Annotated in this window: 17 protein-coding genes; 4 read left to right on the forward strand and 13 right to left on the reverse strand. The window is 60.6% G+C overall.

Translation table 11 applies throughout. The annotated features are described in order from the left end of the window. The 5 genes from IOD17_RS05350 to IOD17_RS05370 form a co-directional block, all read right to left on the reverse strand. Complete coding sequence (locus IOD17_RS05350) at positions 1-438, reverse strand: ABA4-like family protein (protein ID WP_233684040.1); 438 nt, start codon at positions 436-438, stop codon at positions 1-3. Positions 439-560: 122 nt separating this feature from the next. After that, on the reverse strand, positions 561-1,220 hold the full coding sequence (msrA, locus tag IOD17_RS05355; protein ID WP_233684041.1) for a peptide-methionine (S)-S-oxide reductase MsrA: 660 nt from the start codon (positions 1,218-1,220) through the stop codon (positions 561-563). Between the two features lie 2 nt (positions 1,221-1,222). Then, complete coding sequence (gene msrB, locus IOD17_RS05360) at positions 1,223-1,738, reverse strand: peptide-methionine (R)-S-oxide reductase MsrB (RefSeq protein ID WP_233684042.1); 516 nt, start codon at positions 1,736-1,738, stop codon at positions 1,223-1,225. 110 nt (positions 1,739-1,848) lie between these two features. Beyond that, positions 1,849-2,886 carry a GGDEF domain-containing protein gene (locus IOD17_RS05365; protein ID WP_233684043.1) on the reverse strand — a complete coding sequence of 346 codons (1,038 nt, stop codon included), beginning with the start codon at positions 2,884-2,886 and terminating at the stop codon, positions 1,849-1,851. 168 nt (positions 2,887-3,054) lie between these two features. Next, the gene (locus IOD17_RS05370; RefSeq protein ID WP_233684044.1) at positions 3,055-3,450 is read right to left on the reverse strand and encodes a GNAT family N-acetyltransferase; all 396 of its coding nucleotides are present in this window, start codon (positions 3,448-3,450) and stop codon (positions 3,055-3,057) included. A 174-nt stretch (positions 3,451-3,624) separates the two neighbouring features. Between IOD17_RS05370 and IOD17_RS05375 the strand changes: the two genes are divergently transcribed. Next, the gene (locus IOD17_RS05375; protein ID WP_418904249.1) at positions 3,625-4,950 is read left to right on the forward strand and encodes a phospholipase; all 1,326 of its coding nucleotides are present in this window, start codon (positions 3,625-3,627) and stop codon (positions 4,948-4,950) included. On the opposite strand, the gene IOD17_RS05380 is transcribed toward IOD17_RS05375, so the two are convergent. From IOD17_RS05380 to IOD17_RS05400, 5 genes are all read right to left on the reverse strand, one after another. Beyond that, positions 4,925-5,812 carry a transporter substrate-binding domain-containing protein gene (locus IOD17_RS05380; RefSeq protein WP_233684045.1) on the reverse strand — a complete coding sequence of 296 codons (888 nt, stop codon included), beginning with the start codon at positions 5,810-5,812 and terminating at the stop codon, positions 4,925-4,927. The genes IOD17_RS05375 and IOD17_RS05380 overlap by 26 nt on opposite strands. A gap of 102 nt (positions 5,813-5,914) precedes the next feature. Next, positions 5,915-7,657, reverse strand: coding sequence for an N-acyl-D-amino-acid deacylase family protein (locus IOD17_RS05385; protein ID WP_233684046.1), 1,743 nt, complete (start codon positions 7,655-7,657; stop codon positions 5,915-5,917). A 113-nt stretch (positions 7,658-7,770) separates the two neighbouring features. Next, positions 7,771-8,097 carry a DUF2025 family protein gene (locus IOD17_RS05390; RefSeq protein ID WP_233684047.1) on the reverse strand — a complete coding sequence of 109 codons (327 nt, stop codon included), beginning with the start codon at positions 8,095-8,097 and terminating at the stop codon, positions 7,771-7,773. A 176-nt stretch (positions 8,098-8,273) separates the two neighbouring features. Further along, positions 8,274-8,894, reverse strand: coding sequence for a hypothetical protein (locus IOD17_RS05395; RefSeq protein ID WP_233684048.1), 621 nt, complete (start codon positions 8,892-8,894; stop codon positions 8,274-8,276). A 189-nt stretch (positions 8,895-9,083) separates the two neighbouring features. Then, positions 9,084-9,785, reverse strand: coding sequence for a YebC/PmpR family DNA-binding transcriptional regulator (locus IOD17_RS05400; RefSeq protein WP_233684049.1), 702 nt, complete (start codon positions 9,783-9,785; stop codon positions 9,084-9,086). A 272-nt stretch (positions 9,786-10,057) separates the two neighbouring features. Here IOD17_RS05400 and IOD17_RS05405 point away from each other — a divergent pair, with 272 nt between their 5' ends. Continuing rightward, on the forward strand, positions 10,058-10,942 hold the full coding sequence (locus IOD17_RS05405; protein ID WP_233684050.1) for an EamA family transporter: 885 nt from the start codon (positions 10,058-10,060) through the stop codon (positions 10,940-10,942). Positions 10,943-10,992: 50 nt separating this feature from the next. On the opposite strand, the gene IOD17_RS05410 is transcribed toward IOD17_RS05405, so the two are convergent. After that, the gene (locus IOD17_RS05410) at positions 10,993-11,274 is read right to left on the reverse strand and encodes a peptidylprolyl isomerase (RefSeq protein ID WP_233684051.1); all 282 of its coding nucleotides are present in this window, start codon (positions 11,272-11,274) and stop codon (positions 10,993-10,995) included. A gap of 123 nt (positions 11,275-11,397) precedes the next feature. Further along, positions 11,398-12,618, reverse strand: a complete 1,221-nt coding sequence (gene sstT / locus IOD17_RS05415; protein WP_233684052.1) for a serine/threonine transporter SstT — start codon at positions 12,616-12,618, stop codon at positions 11,398-11,400. Positions 12,619-12,883: 265 nt separating this feature from the next. Between sstT and IOD17_RS05420 the strand changes: the two genes are divergently transcribed. Next, a complete protein-coding gene (locus IOD17_RS05420) occupies positions 12,884-13,534 on the forward strand; it encodes a YceH family protein (protein ID WP_233684053.1) in 651 nt (216 codons plus the stop codon). A 50-nt stretch (positions 13,535-13,584) separates the two neighbouring features. On the opposite strand, the gene IOD17_RS05425 is transcribed toward IOD17_RS05420, so the two are convergent. Next, positions 13,585-14,115 carry a phage infection protein gene (locus IOD17_RS05425; protein ID WP_233684054.1) on the reverse strand — a complete coding sequence of 177 codons (531 nt, stop codon included), beginning with the start codon at positions 14,113-14,115 and terminating at the stop codon, positions 13,585-13,587. 448 nt (positions 14,116-14,563) lie between these two features. Here IOD17_RS05425 and IOD17_RS05430 point away from each other — a divergent pair, with 448 nt between their 5' ends. Beyond that, positions 14,564-15,805 carry a glutamine synthetase family protein gene (locus IOD17_RS05430; RefSeq protein ID WP_233684527.1) on the forward strand — a complete coding sequence of 414 codons (1,242 nt, stop codon included), beginning with the start codon at positions 14,564-14,566 and terminating at the stop codon, positions 15,803-15,805. Positions 15,806-15,846 lie beyond the last annotated feature (41 nt).

Raw genomic sequence — 15,846 nt, forward strand, 5'->3', positions numbered from 1 at the left:
TCAAACGGCCACTGCCAATCCCCAGCGTAGCGCCAGAAACGCCAGCAGCCCCAGTGGGCCGAACATCAGGGTTAGCACATAGCAGGGCAGCAGTGCCCAGTGGCTGATGCCGGCGATGGCGCCTTCGTGGCGGATATACAGCCCCACCATCAGATCGAACGCCAGAATATGCACCCAGGCGGCCAGCGCGGCGGTGGGTTGGCGCAGCAGTGAGAGCACGCCGTCCAGGCTGAAGAAACCGGGCCTGCCGCTACCCGGTTCTGGGCGTTGGCGCATCGCGACAAACAGCAGCCAGCTATAGATGATGGCCAGCAGAACCACGCTAAGCCCCAGCACCAGTTCATCGGTATAGGACCAGAACGGCAGGCAGACCAGCATCAGCCAACCGCCCAGGGCGATCAGCGAGGTGAGTTTGAATAGGGGTTTCAACGGTGCCATGGTGAGCTCACTGCAACAGAGGTGAGCTCAACCATAGCGGATACGAAGACTGCCGCATCCTGGTATCAGCGGCTGAATACAGCGCCATCAGCCAGCGCGAGGGGCAACTGATGGGCGGCGGTTTACTGTTTCTTGCCCCAGAGTTGCTCCAGGCGCTGGTCGCGGCCGCAGCCGTGGCGGTAGTAGTTGTAACGCAGCGGGTTACGCTGGTGGTAATCCTGGTGATAGTCCTCGGCGGGGTAGAAGGTGCTGGCCGGGAGAATCTCCGTGACCACTGGGCCAGGCAGGCGGGCGGATTTGTCCAGGGCCGCCTTCGAGGCTTCGGCCAGTTGCTGTTCTTCGGGGTTGCTGTAGAAGATCGCGCTGCGGTACTGCGGGCCACGGTCACAGAACTGGGCATTGGCGGTAACCGGATCGATGGTTGGCCAGAAGGCTTCCAGCAGTTGGGCATAGCTGGTCTTGCTCGGATCAAAGCGCACGCGAACGGCTTCGATATGCCCGCTGGTGCCGGCCGAGACCTGTTCGTAGGTGGGGTTTTCGACATGCCCACCGATATAGCCGGATGTGGTTTCAATCACCCCAGGCATCTTGTCGAAATCAGATTCGGTGCACCAGAAGCAGCCGCCGGCAAAGATCGCCACGCCAGGGTTGGCCACCGCTTGTTGGGTAGCTTGTGGCTGTGGCGCCTGCGCGGCTGTAGGTTCGCAGGCAGCCAGCAGGCCGCCGAAAACGAGGATGGCGCTGGCCAGCAGACGGCGGCGCCAGGTGGAGATGGCAGTCATGTTCAGCTCCGCAGTTCGGGTAGAGGTTCGCCTTGGGGGATAAAGCGTAAGGCCACGCCGTTATTGCACCAGCGTTCGCCACGCGGTTTCGGGCCGTCATCGAAGACATGGCCTTGGTGCCCACCACAGCGTGCGCAGTGGTACTCGGTGCGAAGGAAAAACAGCTTGAAGTCGCGTTTGGTGCCCATATGCCCGGCAATCGGCTGGGTAAAGCTGGGCCAGCCGGTGCCGCTTTCATATTTGTCCTGGCTGGCGAACAGCGGCAGGTAGCAGGCGGCGCACAGGTAGGTGCCGTCGCGCTTTTCCTGGTTCAGCGGGCTGCTGCCTGGGGCTTCGGTGTCTTCCTCGAACAGCACGGCATAGGCTTCGGGCGTCAGCAGATCGCGCCAGTCACGGTGCGGTTTGTCGAGAGGTGTCACGCTGCTGGCAATGCTTTGCGCAAGGCTGAAGGGAGCGTGAATGAGCAGGGGGAGGGCTGGCAGCAGGGCCATTCCCTTGAGTAATGAACGTCTGTGCATGGCGGTGCTCTCCAGATGGTGTGGCCAATAGACAGAGACTGGCCCGAGTTGTTACAGGCCAGTCGCACGCTGATGCAGATTTTTCTGGAGAGCAGGGCGTAAACGACTGTTCAGTTTACGGACAGGGCATCGCCGGCCAGTGCGCCATCATCAATGATGATGCAGTTGCGCCCGGCGCTCTTGGCGCGGTATAGGCGTTGGTCGGCGCGTTGCAGCATGTCTTCCCAGTGTTCGTCACGCCGCAGGATGGCCCCGCCAACGGACATCGTCACTGCGCCGCCGGGCCCGCGCAGGTGCTGGGTTATCTGCTGTTGCAGGTGTTGCGCGGCCGCCAGCAGACCGCCCCTTTCGGTATTGGGCAGCAGCAGGAGGAACTCTTCACCGCCAAAGCGGAACAGGCGGTCTTCCTTGCGTGACGAGCTTTTGATCAGCTCGACAAAATCCACCAGTACCTGGTCGCCAGCCTGATGGCCGTAGTTGTCGTTGATCCGCTTGAAGTGGTCTAGGTCCATGATCAGCACGCCGTAGGTGTTGCCATGGCGACGGTAGGTGGAGGCGGCGATCTTCAGTTCTTCATTCATCGCGCGGCGGTTGCGTGCGCCGGTCAGCGGGTCATGAATGGCCAATTGCTGCAACTGGTCGCGCTGATTGTTGGTGCGGTAGGCAAAAATGAAGCTGAGGGTGCTGGCCATCATGCTGGTGACCAGAAATGACACCATCTGGTAGTCGCTCTCGAATACCGCATTGGGGTTGAGCTGCCCATAGGTGACCAGACTGATCAGCACCAGAATGGTGGCAATCAAGGCCTTGCCTGGCGATACCATAAAGAAGTTGAAGAGGATCAGCGGGTAGATCCAGAACAGGCCGTTGACGCCCAGGTTGACCGCAATCAGGGTGGCGCCGATAGAAAAGATGGTGGCCAGGTAAATCCCTGGTTTGATCGTGTCGCCCGTTCGCCAGGCATAGATCACGGCCAGGACGGTGGAGGTGACGATGATGCTGTCCGCCGAACCGACCAGATAATTGCCAGTGGCCAGACGGTAAACGGCGTAGGGGGTAATGCCAATTACGCCAAACAGGCCCATCAGCGTGATGATGGACAGCTGAAAGTCGTTACGCAGGCGCCTGAGCACGCGCGGTGTTCGCATAGGAATAAGCCAGCTTTGTAATTGTTATGGGGCAAGCATGCAGAGCTTTACCTGACTATAGCAATAGGAAAATTAAGCAAAGTGCCAGTATGCGCCACTATCTGCCGAGTGGTGTCTATGCCTTCTGGTACGGGCGTTCCAGGCTAGGAGTTGTATGGCTGTGTGCATTTAGCGGGTAAAAGCCAGCAAGGATTTGCTGCGTTGATAGCGGGCCAGACGCTCAGCCAAAACCAGCGGCAAGTCATCGGCGGGGGCAAATCCGAGGCGCTGATAGAACGCACTCAGCTGTGGGTGACAAAACAGCCACAACGGCGTGTGGCAACTGGCTTGGGCTGTGTCGATCAACTGGCGGGCCAGGCCCTGGCCGCGTTGTGGTGTCGCCACCAGCAGGCTGGTCAGCCAATGACCATGGGCAACCGGTTGCAGGCACAGGGCAGCGACGATTGCCGTGTGTTCCGCGACCCAGACCTGCGCGCCAGGCGCGGTACGCATGGGCGAGCGTTGGGCGCGGTAGAACTTGTCGGCCAGGGGTGTGAGTGCGGTGGGGAGTTGGCGGTAATGCATATGGCAAGGGTCGCAGGTGATGGTACGGCGCTGCAAGTCATGGGCGGTGCAGAGTGTTGTGGTGGGGGCTGGCTGCTCGATTGGTGAATGGTGTGACTTGATACGACAGTGCCAGGTGGATGCTTTGGCGTTAGGCTACGCATCTTCGTACTGCCGCCTGCTGTTGGAGTTGCCGTGAAGCCATTGCTGCTGTTGTTATCTGCCTGTTGCCTGGCTTGCCAGCCGTTGAGTGCATTGGCCTGGTCCAACCATTCGCTGGGCAGCCAATTGGCCTTGCAGAACCTGCCGGAGTTACAACGCAACCTCACATATGAGCCGCTGGAGGCTTTTATCGAGACGCAGGCTGTCGCCATCGAGCAACTGCTGGATGAGCAGGAGGCTTTTGCTCGCGTGCATTTCCCGGATTATCCAGTGCGCCCGGATGATCTGCGCTTCGATGCTGCGAGCACCTCGCCAGAGCAGCGCCGTCAGGCGTTTCTGCACGCGCTGCGGGTCAACCCGGAGATCCGTCTGGCCGGCTTTGTTCAGCAATTGCCAGGGCAGGCCGATGATGCCCGGCCACGCCTGAAAGCCGAGCAGGTGCTGGTGTTTCGCAAGATCGGCCCCTGGAGCCACTGGCGCTACCTGGCGTTGCAGCCGGGGGAGGCGGTCAATGCCGTGCAGGTGCTGAGCAGTGCTGCCGATGAGCCGGATTATGGTCACGATATCAACCTGTTCAGTGACAATCCGGGCGAGGTCGGCGCGCACTACAACTTTGGCGCGCAGCCCTTTGGCGATGCACGCTTCGAGTATTCCTCCCAGGCGCCGTTCCATATTGGCTATTACCACGAGCCGGAGCTGGTGTTTCAGGCGGCGCCCTACCTGCGTCGCACGCTGCCGCACTGGCGCATCTACCAGTACAGTGGCTTGGCGCGACTGGCCCTGGCCAGTGGGCATGACTACTGGGGTTATCGTTTCCTTGGCTGGGCGTTGCATTACATGCAGGACCTGACCCAGCCCTATCACGCCAAGACGGTGCCGGGCTTCAGCACGGCAGAGCTCATGCTGATTGCCCTCAAAGGCGCCGCCGGCTATCCCGAAGATCGTCTGGCAGCCATCGCCCGTGTGGCGGATCGGCACACGGCCATTGAGGAGTACCAGCTGCAGCGCATGCAGCAGTTGATGGGTGAGCATGCCGATTCAGCGTTGCTGCAGGCTTATACCGAGAACCCGGCAGGCAGTAGTTATCCGGCTTTCTCAGTGGACTATGCACAGCAGGTGGTGGCGGCTGAGGCCTACGCCAGCGCCGATGGTTTCGATGAACTGATCGGCCAGTGGCTGGCACGCAAGCCAGCGGTTACGCCAGGTTTCAGCGGCGGTAATCAATTGGCCCTGGCGCAGGCCGATCCCGTACTGGAGCAGGTGCTGGTGGAATTGTTCAAACGCTTCGGGGCGCACAGCCGCAATGCTGTGCAAACCACCCTGGCGGCGCCGGTCAGCGCTGCAGGGTTGCCGGACTGAACCACAGCTCGCGGCGCTGCAAGGGCGTCGCGCGAGGCAGCAAGGGGTTACGCAGCTCGATCACCTGGCGTTGTTCGAGTTGCGCGCGTTGCAGGCTGGCGGCGAAGTGCTGTTGAAACAGCTGTTCAAAGGATCCATCGGCAATTGCCTTTTCCATACCTTGGCGTACGGTCTCGGCCAGGTCCGGACGTTGGCGTGAGAAGAAGAAATACAGCGCCGTAGGGTAGTGCAGCAGCACATGTGAGTCGGCAACTAGATGCCGCCCACGGGGGTGCTCCAGCTCATCCCAGATTTCGATCACCGAGCGCGGAAAGTAGTCGAAGCGCTGCGCCTGCAGCATGCGAAACAGGCTGCCATAACTTGAGGAAACCTTGACCGGTAAACCATGACTGCGCAGGATCGCGCTGTCTGGCCAGTCATGGCCCTGGCCGGCGGAGAACCGGCGCAAGTCAGCCAGGTTATGTACATCCTTGAGCAACTGCGCGCGGTCTTTGGGCAGCAGGGCAATTCGCCAGCCGAACAGGCCCTTGTCCAGCGGAATACGCACCGGCAGCAAGCGCTGCTCGCGCTCAACACTGGTCATGCTCCAGGCAACATCGAGGTGGGCGTTGCGCTCCAAGTTAACCAGTGCGCGCTCCTGCTCCATGCTGTAGTGCGAAGGCTCCAGGCGCAGCGGACTGCCGGCTTTGTCCAGTGCCAGCTGCAGCTGAGCCAGGGCATAGACGGAACGAAATTCATCGCCATCGGCCCTGCGTGGATAGCGCAGGGAACCGTTTTCATCGGCCTTTAGCGGGGTTAACAGGCTGGCCAGCAGCAGGCCGCAAAGCCAGCGCCAGGCCACCTGCACAAGCATGCGGGGCATTTCGGTTAGAGTCCTTCCAATACCGGCCCGGGGTCGCGTGACCGGGCAGTGCGGCGCGCATTATGCCAGCCTGGTGCCGCCTCGGTGCACCGTAGGTCGCATCTAGCCCCGGCTGCGCAAGAACTCACCGTAACCGCGCGCCTGCCCCAGGTCGTTGGCGAACTGATTGTTCTGGAAGGCCACGCGGCCATTGATTAGCACAGCGTCCACTGCCGCACCGCGGTTAACCATACGCTGCAGGCCGCCGAAGGCCTCCATCGGTGCTTCCTGGTAGCTGGCCAGGGATTCATCCAGTGCCGCCGGGTCGATGATCACCAGGTCAGCCCTGGCCCCTTCGTAGAGGGTGCCCGCATCGATATTGAACCACTCACCTAGCTCACCGGTCAGGCGCCAGATGGCTGTTTCGATCGGCATTACCGGTTGCCCGCGCAGTTCGGCGTCGCGTACCAGTTTGAGCAAGCGCAGACCGAAGTTGTAGAAAGCCATATTGCGGATATGCGCGCCGGAGTCGGCAAAGCCGATCAGGGTGCTCGGCTCGCACACCAGTTTTTCCACCACCTCGGGGCGATGGTTGGCGATCAGGGTGCGCCAGCGCAGGCGCGGGCCGTGGGCCACCAGCAGGTCGAGAAAAAGGTCGGCAGGATGTTCATCGCGGCTCTTGGCCAGTTCGCCAACGCTTTTACCGACCACGCTGGCGTCCGGGCAATCGACGATCCAGGCGTCGTCGAAGTCGCGGTGCCAGACCCTCGGGCCGAATTTCTTTTCCACGTCCTGGCGAAAGCGCAGGCGGTAGGCCGGGTCCTGGAACAGTTGACTGCGCATATCGTGGTTGGCCAGGTGAAGGGCGGCCTGGCCGGCGGGGAATTCCTCGAAGACCACGAACTCCATCCCGTCGGCATAGGTTTCGAACGGTACCGGCAGGGTTTGCCAGCGGAAGTCAGCGTTACTCAGGCGATTGATCCAGCGCGTCAATGGGCCGAGGACCGGTGCCAGCCACGGATCGGCTTTGACGTCCATCAGGGTGATCAGGGTGGTCTTCAGCGGTTTGCGCCACCAGCCGCCGATGCTGTCCCAGAGAAAGGCCAGCACATTGAGCTTGGTCACCAGGTTCGGCGCGCCCTGATGAATGCGCCCGCGGCGGCGCAGGATCTTGTTCAGTCGCGCGTATTCGGCCCAGGGTGCATACACCGAGGGCAGGGATTTCGAGCGCTGGCGCTCGCCGTCGAGTTTGTCCCAGGGGTTGGTCATGCTCGACAGGCCGAGTAGGCCGGCATCCAGCGCCTCTTCGAGCAGGCGCTCCATCTGTTGCAGCTCGTTTTCGCTGGGGCGTACCTGGGCGTCTACCGCGCGCGCCAGGCCGAGCACGGCGACGCGCAAATCGGAGTGGCCGAGGAAGGAGCAGATATTTGGCCCCAGCGGATGCTGATCGAGAAAGGCGGCGAACTCGCTGGCGCTGTTCCAGGTCTTGCGCGCCTGGAGCAGTGGCAGCACATGCTCACGCGGCACCGATTCAACGCGAGTGAACAGGTCAGAGCAATCTTCCGCGCCGGACAGCACCATGCTGATCGAGCAGCTGCCGATCATCACCGTGGTCACGCCGTGGCGCACCGATTCTTTGAGCGCAGGGGCGGCCACCAGCTCGGCGTCGTAGTGGGTGTGCATGTCGATAAAACCGGGGGTTACCCAGCGGTTTTGCGCATCGATCACCTGCCCGCAGTCCTGTTCATCCAAGGCGCTGGCGCTGATGCAGGCCAGCTTGCCGTCACGAATGCCGAGGTGACGTACGACGCCGGGTGCTCCGGTGCCATCGAAAAACAGCGCGTTCTTGATCAGCACATCGAACATCGGCAGGCTCCTGGGCGAGTGAATCTGGCCAGACGAGCTTAGTCTGCTACGGGCAGCCGCTGTGAGGGTGTAAGTGAACAACCCTGGGTCGATTCGGCCACCTACTCATTCGCTCAAGCGTTCAGGCGTCGACGCTCGGCGCTGATTTCCGGCATATCGCTGCGGCGCACGTAGACCCGCAGCGGTTCGCTGATGTTCAGGCGCTCATCGATGTTCTGCTCCAGCAGCAGTTGCAGGCGCGTGCGGTCGAGGTTCATCAGCTCACCGTCAAAGGCGCGCCAGACAAATTCGCAGGTCGGCGTGATGCTCTTTTCAAGCACGTCGAGGCCGAAGGAATCTTCGGAGAAACGCACGATATAGCGTCCGGTCTTGGCGTTGAAACCGACAAAACCCTGCAATTGGTCGGCGGCGGCGCAGATGCTGGCAGAGGTGATGCTCATGGGGACCTCGTCGATGGCAATGGATGTCATCGGCATAGGCTAAAGCGCTGCGGGCAGAGGGTCTTGCGGTGGATCAATAAGTGGGGCGCGTAGCACCCGTTGTGGGTAGGTTGAGCAGTTTTTTAGTGTGAGGGGCGCTGCCTGGCGAGCCATTGCAGCTCGCCAGGGCGGTGTGTTCAGTCTTTGCGGGTGCTGGAGAAAGCGCTGATTTTGCCAAATGGCGAGCTGTTCATGCCCACCTTGACCGCCATCAGGGGCGAGTTGTTGACCCAGACATCGTCGATCACGATGGTCTGGCCGATGTCGTCGTTGTCGGCGGCCACCAGCAGGTAGTAGGTGCCGTCTTCGGCGGCTTCGCCATCCCAGCTGAGGCTGATCTGACCAACCACGGCTTCGGCGCGCGAGGGTTTGTCGGCAATCACTGCGCCGTAGGCGTCCAGCAGCATGGCGCGCGGTTTCAGGGCGTATTTGCTGACACCCATGCACGGCTCGTTGCACAGCGAATGCACATTGAGGGTGTAGCGCTCGCCTTTTTTCAGCTGCAGGGAAAAGATCCGGTAGTTGGAGATCGAACTGCCGAAGTCCAGGCGCGGCTCGTCGGCGCTGATCGGCCATTGCGGTGCCAGCAGGCCAGGGTTGAGCGGCAGAGGGATGGCCTGGGTGTTGTGGATGGCTTCCAGGGCGCTCTTGGCCATTGGCGTTTTGCCCGCCTTGACCTCTTGCTGGTAGGTCGTCTGCGGGTTGCTGGCGCAGGCGCCGAGCAGCAGGCAAGCGGCCAGAATCAGAAACTTGTGCACGGTAAAACTCCTGTGTGACGACGTCCTTGTGTACACGCCGGGCATGGGTGGCGCGGCGGGCGGCGATTCTACCCGCTTTGTCGGTCGCGGGCAGTGGTTAATCGGCCGAATCGACGAACTGCGCACATTGCATCGTGCCGTTCGTGGACCCGCTGCGCTTCCTGCACAGCGGGTCTGGACAGCCTGGGGTTAGCCGGAAAGCCCGACGTAGACGTTCTGCACGTCATCGTGAGCGTCGAGGGCTTCGAGGAAGGCTTCGACTTCTTCCAGTTGTTCTGCCGTCAGGCTGCTCACCGGGTTTTTCGGGATGTAGCCGATTTTCGCCGAGTTGACGCTGAAACCCTGCTCCGGCAGCGCGCGGCACACGGCGTCGAGGTCGGTCGGTTCGGTGATAAACAGGGTGTTGCCTTCATCGGCTGGCTCGAAATCCTGAGCGCCGGCTTCGATGGCGGCCATTTCCGGGTCAGCGTCGCTCTCGGTGCTGGCTTCGATCATGCCGACATGGTCGAAATCCCAGGCTACCGAGCCGGAGGCGCCCATCTGGCCCTTGCGGAACAGCACGCGGACTTCGGCCACAGTGCGGTTGATGTTGTCGGTCAGGCACTCGATGATCACTGGCACCTGATGCGGGGCGAAGCCTTCGTAGGTGGCAGAGTGGAAGGTCACAGTGTCGCCTAGCAGGCCAGCGCCTTTCTTGATCGCTCGCTCGAGGGTTTCCTTGGGCATCGAGGCTTTTTTCGCCTGATGGATGGCCAGACGTAGCTTGGGGTTCAGGTCCGGGTCGGCGCCGTTGCGGGCGGCGATCATGATTTCCTTGACCAGGCGGCCGAAGATTTTGCCTCTGGCGTTGGCCGCGGCTTCTTTAGGTTTGGCTTTCCACTGAGCGCCCATGGGTTATCTCGTCGTTGCGGGTTAATAGGTGAATTTCGGGCCTGCTGCGCGTCGGCGATTGCGCGTTAGAAATGGCTTCATTCGCGCGGCGCAAGTTCCGAAATAAATACGAAAGGCTGCGATTCTAGCCCTTCGAGACGTTTGCGGCACCTGTGGCGCAGCAATCTGCCGATCAGTGATGCGCTGTACGGCTTATTTGCCGGGTTTCTGTATGGGCGTGATGGCGTGGTTGGCCGCTTTAATAAGCACTGACTGATTAATCCGGAGCGCTTATGCAGCCCAAGGATTTACTGCTGGCCCTGGTGGTGATCGTCGTCTGGGGCATGAATTTTGTGGTGATCAAGATCGGCCTGCACGAGATGCCGCCGATGCTGCTGGGCGCCCTGCGTTTTCTACTGGCAGCCTTTCCGGCCGTGCTGTTTATCAAGCGCCCGCAGATTCCCCTGCGTTGGCTGCTGGCCTATGGCTTGACCATCTCGCTGGGGCAGTTTGCCTTCCTCTTCTCGGCCATGGCGGTCGGCATGCCGGCCGGGCTGGCGTCGCTGGTGCTGCAATCGCAGGCGTTCTTTACCTTGCTGTTTGCTGTATTGCTGCTGGGCGAGCGCTTTCGCCTGGTCAACCTGTTCGGGCTACTGGTGGCGGCCTGCGGTTTGCTGCTGATCGGTGCACAGGGCAATGGCTTGATGACCCTCGCTGGTTTTCTCCTGACGCTTTGCGCGGCGGCCATGTGGGCGCTGGGCAATATCGTCACGCGCAAGCTGGGCAAGGTGAATCTGGTGGGGTTGGTGGTGTGGGGCAGCCTGGTGCCGCCGTTACCGTTCTTTGCCTTGTCCTGGCTACTGGAGGGCCCTGAAACGATCGAGGCTGCGCTGCGAGGCTTTAACCTGAACAGTCTGTGGGTGCTGGGTTACCTGGCGTTCGGTGCGACCATTCTGGGGTATGGCCTGTGGAGTCGTTTGCTGTCGCGTTATCCGGCCAGCCAGGTGGCGCCGTTCTCGCTGCTGGTGCCGGTGGTGGGCATCACGTCATCGGCTTTGCTGCTGGATGAGCGGTTGGGCGGCTTGCAGTGGCTGGGTGCACTGCTGGTGATGCTGGGGTTGTTGTTGAATGTCGCGGGCGGTTGGTTGCAGGCGCGCTGGCGAAACGCGCGCCAGTAACACGCCGGATTGACTGTGCTGGGCCAAAAAGACCCAGCGAACACAATGGTTCAGTCCTGACGGCTGGTGACTTCCAGCAGGTGATAACCGAACTGGGTTTTCACCGGGCCTTGCACCACGTTGATCGGCGCGCTGAACACCACGGTGTCGAATTCCTTGACCATCTGGCCTGGGCCGAACGAGCCAAGGTCACCGCCATTGCGGCTGGATGGGCAGCTGGAGTTGTCTTTGGCGACTTGGGCGAAGTCGGCACCGCCTTCGATGGCAGCTTTCAGTTCGTTGCACTTGTCTTCAGTGGCAACCAGGATGTGACGGGCAGTAGCGCGGGCCATGGGCATTGCTCCTTATAAAGAAGCGGCAAAGCCTACCGTAATCGTTCGGTCAGGCAAACGCCGCAGGGATAACCGGTGATAAACCAGGCCTACTGCTGGAACAGGCCTGGTGCGCGGCTGGGGTTAGCTGCGTGGCTGAGCAGCCTGGCAGGCAGCTGCCGTAAACAGGACGTCAGTGGAGGAATTCAGCGCGGTTTCCGCCGAATCCTGCACGATACCGATGATAAAACCGACCGCCACGACTTGCATGGCCACCTCATTAGGAATGCCGAATAGGCTGCAAGCCAGTGGAATCAGCAGCAATGAACCGCCGGCCACGCCGGATGCACCGCAGGCGCTGATCGAGGCGAGCAGGCTGAGCAGCAGGGCTGTTGGCAGGTCGATGGCGATACCCAGGGTGTGCACAGCAGCCATGGTCAGTACGGTGATGGTGATCGCTGCACCGGCCATGTTGATGGTCGCACCCAGAGGGATCGACACCGAGTAGGTCTCTTCATGCAGGCCCAGGCGCTGGCACAGCTGCAGGTTGACCGGGATGTTGGCGGCCGAACTGCGGGTGAAGAACGCGGTAATACCGCTTTCGCGCAGGCAGGTCAGCACCAGCGGATAAGGGTTGCGACGAATCTTGCTGAAGACGATCAGCGGGTTGACCACCAGGGCCACAAACAGCATGCAGCCCACCAACACCAGTAGCAGGTGCAGGTAGTCGAGCAGGGCAGACATGCCGGACTCAGCCAGCGTGGCGGCTACCAGGCCAAAGACCCCTAGAGGTGCCAGACGGATCACCAGCTTGACGATGCTGGTCACGCCGGCGGAAAGGTCGGCGAGCATCTGTTTGCTGCTTGGGCTGGCATGACGGAAGGCAAAACCCAGGGCGATGGCCCAGGCCAGGATACCGATAAAGTTACCTTTGAGCAGGGCATTGATCGGGTTGTCCACCACATTAAGCAGCAGGGTTTTCAGAACTTCGAGAATTCCGCCAGGGGGTGACAGTTCAGCACTGTTGCTGGCCAGGGTCAGACTCGAGGGAAAGGCAAAACTGGCCGCCACGGCGATCAGCGCAGCGCTGAAAGTGCCGAGCAGATACAGCAGCAGAATGGGTTTGATATGGGTTTCCTGGCCCTGCTGGTGGTTGGCGATGGACGCTGCCACCAGCACCAAGACCAACACCGGTGCCACGGCCTTCAGCGCTGACACGAAGACCGTGCCGAGGAAGCTGGCGCTGGCGGCAGCTGCTGGAAAAAACAGCGCCAGAGCAATACCGGCCAACAGGCCGATGACGATTTGCAGTACCAGGCTGGTGCGATTGAGCAGCTGTATAAGTGGGTGTTGGGCAGCGGTCATGACAGGGATCTCTATCAGGGCGGGCAGCCTGCGCTTCCTTCTGGGCGTAATGGCTTGTGGCCAGGCGCCGGAGGCAGGGTTGCAGTAAGCGTTATGAAGTTTTCGCGGGGGTAAAGCAGGGCCACGCTGAAAAATAGCGCGCGACTCTATCACAATGATCCGCTTTTACACGTGCCGGCCAGGTTGCGCTGCCCAGTGGTACACATGTCTACCAACCGGCCGCCAGCTGGGCTAGGTTAGAGGCTTTGTCAGTAACGAGGTGGTTATGTCTAACGAGGAAACCCAGGCCGCAGCTATTGAAACCCTGAACGCTGTGGAAACGCGGGTATTGGGCTGTCTGATCGAGAAACAGTTGACCACGCCGGAAGCTTATCCATTGACTCTCAATGCGTTGGTGCTGGCCTGCAATCAGAAAACCAGCCGTGAACCGGTGATGAATCTGGCTGCCGGACAGGTCGGGCAGGCGCTGCGCAGCCTTGAAGGGCGTGGTATGGCACGCCTGGTTATGGGCAGTCGCGCCGATCGCTGGGAACATCGTGCCGACAAGGCGCTGGAGTTGGTGGCTGCTCAGGTGGCGTTGTTCGGCCTGCTGTTGCTGCGCGGCCCGCAGACGCTCAATGAGCTGCTGACGCGCAGTAACCGCATGCATGATTTTGATGACACCGAGCAGGTACAGCACCACCTAGAGCGCCTGATCAGCCGCGAGTTGGCCTGTCTACTGCCGCGCCAGAGTGGCCAGCGCGAAGAGCGTTATATGCACGTGCTGGGTGACCCGGCAGATTTACAGGTCATCCTTGAGGCTCGCGCCAGTGAGCCGCAGCGGTCAAGTGCAGGCGCTACGCAGGAAACTCGTATAGACGCACTCGAAGCTCGTATAGCAGCGCTGGAAGAGCGCCTGGCGCAACTGGAGGCGTAAAACGCATAAAGCCCCCAAGTGGGGGCTTTATGCGTTTTAGCGAGTGTTGTTTAGCTGGTGCGCATCATCTGCTGCTGGCGCTCGCTCAGGCGGTCAGCACCGCCTTCGGCAACACGCAGGCGATCCATTTGGCGTTCGTGGTTGCGGTCAGCGCCACCTTCGGCAACACGCAGACGCTCCAGCTGGCGTTCGTGAACGCGGTCAGCACCGCCTTCGGCAACACGCAGGCGATCCATTTGGCGCTCGTGGTTGCGGTCAGCTCCACCTTCGGCAACGCGCAGACGCTCCAGCTGGCGTTCGTGAACGCGGTCAGCACCGCCTTCGGCAACACGCAGGCGATCCATTTGGCGCTCGTGGTTGCGGTCAGCGCCACCTTCGGCAACGCGCAGACGCTCCAGCTGGCGTTCGTGAACTCGATCCGCGCCCCCTTCAGTCTGCAGGTTGTTACCAAAACCCATCAGGGTTTTGACGCTGCTGTCCTGCTTTTCACCCAGCAGCGGCTGCGGGTTGTTCTGTGGCAGGGCAAATGCGTTGATCGACAGGCTGCTCAGGATAAGGGCAGTAAGAATTTGCTTTTTCATGTTCAGGCTCCTCGTAAGGGCGGGTAGTAAGTGAGTACGGGGCCCATGATACGTATGAAAATTTGATGAAGAAGTGCAGCTGGAGCATGGTAATCATCGATGTGATCGATAGTGAGTTTATATTTATATAAATCAATTAGTTGAGATGTTTTTAAGGCGACTTTTCGTTCACCTTTGGCGTTTTTCTTGATGATTAAAACTATCCAGTTAATCGATAAATATGATTGGGAACGAGAAGAGTCCAGCTGCTGCTGCGTGCTTTGCTTGAAATATCGAACGGCTGATGCGTATTTTGTACGTTTCGCCGTTTGACGACGGCCTCTTGCATCAATAAGGACAAAAGCAAATGAGTACCCTCGACCGCACCGCCCTGGCTGAGCTACTGTGTGGTGTTGATGAAGTTGAATGTGTAACGCCGGACCTCAATGGCGTGCCGCGCGGCAAGGTGATGACGGCGGAGGGATTTCTCGAGGGGCGGCGTTTGCAGTTGGCGCGCGGGGTGTTGCTGCAGTGCATGATGGGGGGGTACCCGGCGGCACGCTTCTACGGCAGTGATGACGGTGACCTGGCGTTGAATGCTGTGGCAGGGCAGGTGCACCGCTTACCCTGGAGTGGCAAACCGCGGGCGTTGGCGATCTGCGATGCTGATGAGCTGGATGGGCGCAGTTCCGGTTTGTCGAGCCGTGGCCTGCTCAAGCAGGTTGTGGCGCGCTATGCCAGCCATGGCTGGCAACCGGTGGTGGCGACCGAACTGGAGTTTTTCGTGTTTGCCCGTAATGCCGACCCGCTGCAGCCATTCCAGCCACCGTTGGGTCTGGATGGGCGGCGTGAGGATGGCGCGTCGGCTTTCAGTGTCAGTTCCAACAATGGCCTGCGCCCCTTCTTTGATGAGGTGTATCAGTGCATGGCCGCCTTGGGGCTGCCGCGCGATACCTTTATGCATGAGATGGGCGTCAGTCAGTTTGAAATCAACCTGCTGCATGGCGACCCGCTGCTGCTGGCGGATCAGACCTTTCTGTTCAAGCACCTGCTCAAGGAAGTCGCCCTCAAACATGGCCTCACTGTGGTGTGCATGGCTAAGCCGTTGGCACACACGCCCGGCAGTTCCATGCATATTCACCAGAGTGTGGTGGAGCAGGGCAGTGGGCAGAATATCTTCAGTGCGGCCGATGGTCAGGCGACGCCGGCGTTCTACCAGTTTATTGCCGGCCAGCAGGCGGCCATGGCGGATTTCACCCTGCTATTTGCCCCGCATGTGAACTCCTATCAGCGTCTTTGCCATCCTTATGCTTCGCCGAACAATGCCTGCTGGTCAGAGGATAATCGCGCCGCGGGCCTGCGCATTCCTGCCAGTTCACCGGTGGCGCGGCGGGTGGAGAACCGTCTGCCGGGGGCTGATGCCAATCCCTATCTGGCGCTGGCGGCAAGTCTGGCTGCGGGTTTGTATGGGATTGAGCAGCAGCTGCAGCCCAGTGCGCCGATTCAGGGGGAGTTCGAAGTGCCAGACGAATTGGCGCTACCCTGTACCATGCATGCCTCGATTGAGCGTCTCAAGCGCAGTACGCTGGCGCCGGAACTGTTCGGCAAAGAGTTCATCGAAGGCTACATTGCCAGCAAGACGATGGAGCTCACCAGCTTCTTTGATGAAATTACCCCGTGGGAGCGTCGCGTGCTGGCGGCCCACGCCTAGTCGGTTGTCGAGTCTGTTTCGGCGGCCTTGAACGGAGCCAA

It is taken from the genome of Pseudomonas anguilliseptica, from assembly GCF_021375795.1.
Taxonomy (GTDB): Bacteria; Pseudomonadota; Gammaproteobacteria; order Pseudomonadales; family Pseudomonadaceae; genus Aquipseudomonas; species Aquipseudomonas anguilliseptica_A.

Coding starts and splice junctions, on each gene's coding strand:
- IOD17_RS05350 (WP_233684040.1), bottom strand. CDS start 438: ATGGCACCGTTGAAACCCCTATTCAAACTCACCTCGCTGATCGCCCTG.
- msrA (WP_233684041.1), bottom strand. CDS start 1,220: ATGACTGCCATCTCCACCTGGCGCCGCCGTCTGCTGGCCAGCGCCATC.
- msrB (WP_233684042.1), bottom strand. CDS start 1,738: ATGCACAGACGTTCATTACTCAAGGGAATGGCCCTGCTGCCAGCCCTC.
- IOD17_RS05365 (WP_233684043.1), bottom strand. CDS start 2,886: ATGCGAACACCGCGCGTGCTCAGGCGCCTGCGTAACGACTTTCAGCTG.
- IOD17_RS05370 (WP_233684044.1), bottom strand. CDS start 3,450: ATGCATTACCGCCAACTCCCCACCGCACTCACACCCCTGGCCGACAAG.
- IOD17_RS05380 (WP_233684045.1), bottom strand. CDS start 5,812: ATGCCCCGCATGCTTGTGCAGGTGGCCTGGCGCTGGCTTTGCGGCCTG.
- IOD17_RS05385 (WP_233684046.1), bottom strand. CDS start 7,657: ATGTTCGATGTGCTGATCAAGAACGCGCTGTTTTTCGATGGCACCGGA.
- IOD17_RS05390 (WP_233684047.1), bottom strand. CDS start 8,097: ATGAGCATCACCTCTGCCAGCATCTGCGCCGCCGCCGACCAATTGCAG.
- IOD17_RS05400 (WP_233684049.1), bottom strand. CDS start 9,785: ATGGGCGCTCAGTGGAAAGCCAAACCTAAAGAAGCCGCGGCCAACGCC.
- IOD17_RS05405 (WP_233684050.1), top strand. CDS start 10,058: ATGCAGCCCAAGGATTTACTGCTGGCCCTGGTGGTGATCGTCGTCTGG.
- IOD17_RS05410 (WP_233684051.1), bottom strand. CDS start 11,274: ATGGCCCGCGCTACTGCCCGTCACATCCTGGTTGCCACTGAAGACAAG.
- sstT (WP_233684052.1), bottom strand. CDS start 12,618: ATGACCGCTGCCCAACACCCACTTATACAGCTGCTCAATCGCACCAGC.
- IOD17_RS05420 (WP_233684053.1), top strand. CDS start 12,884: ATGTCTAACGAGGAAACCCAGGCCGCAGCTATTGAAACCCTGAACGCT.
- IOD17_RS05425 (WP_233684054.1), bottom strand. CDS start 14,115: ATGAAAAAGCAAATTCTTACTGCCCTTATCCTGAGCAGCCTGTCGATC.
- IOD17_RS05430 (WP_233684527.1), top strand. CDS start 14,564: ATGACGGCGGAGGGATTTCTCGAGGGGCGGCGTTTGCAGTTGGCGCGC.